The organism is Acinetobacter lwoffii (assembly GCF_024129435.1).
GTDB lineage: Bacteria > Pseudomonadota > Gammaproteobacteria > Pseudomonadales > Moraxellaceae > Acinetobacter > Acinetobacter lwoffii_F.
Genome location: NZ_JAMXXN010000059.1, coordinates 1 through 2,835 on the forward strand (window position 1 = coordinate 1; position 2,835 = coordinate 2,835).

The window sequence follows — 2,835 nt, forward strand, 5'->3', positions numbered from 1 at the left end:
TCCGTTGGGGTATACCCATATAATATCCATTATATTCTTAGCATTTTTCTTTGGTTTAAAAGCTATTAACGATCAAAAATTTTATCTAAACATCAAGAATGATGCAGGTTGTGGTGGCATGGGCATATAATTTGCCATCAGGCCCTACAATTTTGCCTTCAGCAGTCGCTGTTCTCCGACCAGCATGAATGACTTTGCCTTCAGCCCGTACTAAAGGTGTTGCTACTGTCAAAGCTCGCACCATATTTACTTTTATCTCTAAAGTTGTGTAGGTTTTTCCTGCTGGCAAAAGGGTATGGACAGCGCAGCCAACAGCGGAATCTAAAAGCGTGCAGAACCAGCCGCCGTGGACTGTACCCAATGGGTTGTAATGATGAAGCTTTGGACGCCCTTGAAAAACGGCAATACCTTTTTCCATATAAATAGGAGTGTAGTCGAGCGTTAGACCAATAGGAGGATGAGGCAGCTCTCCTGCAAACATAGCATTAAAAATGTCCATACCGCTGCGAGTGGTTAAGTCTGATAATGGAATGACGTCAGCGTCACCTAGCTTTTCTCTAATGAGTGCTTCTTCTGTTTCCCATGTTGCTATAGTTTCTTCAACATTCATTTTCAATTCCTTAAAACGATAAATAAGATGTTAGCTCATTCTTATAAAGACCAAAGTTTTATCAATTAGTGTTCTTAATGCCCACTTTTATTTTTAAAATACATCGTTACATAGCCGATTAACCAAAAAGCACATATTGCTTGAAACCAGATAAGACTGTGCATGGTGATCGTCATAATATTATCAGTCTTAACGTTGTAGTGTAGTAATGACAATAAACCCATCAAGGCATACAAATAAAGCCACCAATGCCCCTTGCTCATCTGGCTTTTGACAGCCACGATCAAGCCGTAGATACCGATTGGTGTCATGACGAACCAAAAAGCATCTACCAGATGAGGGGATAACCAATCAGGCTCAGGATAGTGATCAAAATGAACCACATTATGAACATAGTGCAAAATGCTCGAGAACACATTAAGTAATACAATAAAAATCAAGGTTTTACAATGTTTGTAACGATTTATCATGGTGTACCTTGTTGATCGTCTCTAAAATATCTTGCCAAATATGAGTGTTTTTACTTCTAAAATAGCCAAAATGCCCAATTGATTGGTCTGATCCCTTGCTAATGGTATAGCGTTTAAAAGTGATGGGTTGATCGCTAGTCACATTTTTCCAAAAATTATGCAGGTTGCGTTCAGTACAGATTTCATCATCATCGGCAGTGAAGACGAAAGTTGGCACATTAAAATTCTTGTAAGTCCCAAGGGGAATGGTTTTCCCATAGAATTTATCCGAGAAAAACAGCTCTTTTTCTCGGCACCAAGCACCCCATTCCTCTGTAAAACCAGCTGGCAAATCTTCCATGAGTTTGAAGCTTTTAGCCGGCACATAATTAAAGACTTTATTACTAAGCGGTGCTAAAAAACGGAAAAAGAAGTTAGCCTTAAGACGATAGCGAAGCGGCATATAGCTAAAGTATCCTGCTGAGACAGCCACTGCGATTAAAGCATCCAATTGATCAGCATTATGAGCAAGGCCAACTTGTTGACCTCCAGCGCTATGCCCTACGCAATACAAGGGTAAGTCATTGAACAGGCGCTTGGCTGTATCGATAACAGCTGGAATGTCGTACCGTCCGATATCAGAATACTGATAATGACAATCCTTTAGATGACTCACTTTAGAATCGCAAAACCCTCTGTAATTCCATAGAATGACATGGAAACCATGCTCTCTTAAATATTTAGCAAAAGGTAAATAATAAGAAGTATTGGTAGCGGTTCCTGGGTTTATTAGAACAACGGCTTTAGGATTAGCAGCTTTATAAAGAGTTGCACGCAGCTCGACGTTATCATCCGTCAATATATTAATATCCATAAAAAACCCTACTTGTTGTTAATTAATGGCTACTATAAACTATGGATATTACTCCACAGTCAAACGTTAAGTGAGCGTGCTCGATAATGAATACAAAAGAATTAACTGAAATAGTCGGATTAAGCAGAGATACAATTCGTTTTTATGAGAGAGAAGGGTTGATATTGCCACCATCTAGAACAGCTAATGGCTATAGAGACTATACTAATAAGACAGTCGACCAGCTTAATATGATCTCCATGGCGAAAGAGTTAGGTTTTACCTTAAAAGAGATTAAAGAGTTAACAGAGCTACTGTATACAAACAACCTGACCCAATCACAAATGGGTGAAAAGCTTCTAGAAAAAAACAAGCAAATTGAAGTTAAGATTCTAGAGTTATCTAAAATGAAAGCGTTGATAGATGATGCATTAAAAGGCATGTGTGAATATAAGGATAAGTTGGCGCTTTGAGACCTTCCTAAATTTTGTGTAAGTATTTAATCTAAACGTCAGTTACACAGAATCTGGGATGATCTCTTCAAGTCCTCACTAGAGCACCGATCATAGATAGAATATCTATGGTAAGTACATCATGAAGTACACTGTGGCTATCTCAGCAAGTTGAAACCTTAATACCATTAGCCTACAGCTTAAGGTTCTAGTCCTCACTAGGGTACTGAATACCTATCAAAATCCTGGTCTAGAACTTGGGCTATAATTTTCTGTAGGGGCTGGTTTAGCAACTTCCAGCTCCCGCTTAGCCTCTACATCTGCCACCAATGATACAGCTATAGCTGGACTTCCGTATCTCTTTTGATAATAAGCCTCTTTTATCTCTATTCCAGTAGCGAATATTGGGATTTTTATAACACGATACGTCCTCATTCAAGCTTGAATAAGGCAACACCAAATGAATTTTAT

The 2,835-nt window shown here is 38.8% G+C and carries 4 protein-coding genes; 1 reads left to right on the plus strand and 3 read right to left on the minus strand.

Going from position 1 to position 2,835, the window contains the following annotated elements; translation table 11 throughout:
- Positions 1–85: 85 nt before the first annotated feature.
- From NI455_RS15210 to NI455_RS15220, 3 genes are all read right to left on the minus strand, one after another.
- Positions 86–610, minus strand: a complete 525-nt coding sequence (locus NI455_RS15210; RefSeq protein ID WP_004282177.1) for a PaaI family thioesterase — start codon at positions 608–610, stop codon at positions 86–88.
- A gap of 74 nt (positions 611–684) precedes the next feature.
- Positions 685–1,080, minus strand: coding sequence for a hypothetical protein (locus NI455_RS15215; protein ID WP_004282178.1), 396 nt, complete (start codon positions 1,078–1,080; stop codon positions 685–687).
- Positions 1,055–1,933 (minus strand): alpha/beta hydrolase family protein, encoded by an 879-nt coding sequence (locus NI455_RS15220; protein ID WP_004282179.1) that lies wholly within the window; start codon positions 1,931–1,933, stop codon positions 1,055–1,057. Before NI455_RS15220 ends, NI455_RS15215 begins: the two co-directional genes overlap by 26 nt.
- Positions 1,934–2,019: 86 nt before the next feature.
- On the opposite strand from NI455_RS15220, the gene NI455_RS15225 reads away from it, so the two are divergent.
- On the plus strand, positions 2,020–2,385 hold the full coding sequence (locus NI455_RS15225; protein ID WP_004733161.1) for a MerR family transcriptional regulator: 366 nt from the start codon (positions 2,020–2,022) through the stop codon (positions 2,383–2,385).
- The last annotated feature ends 450 nt before the right edge of the window (positions 2,386–2,835 follow it).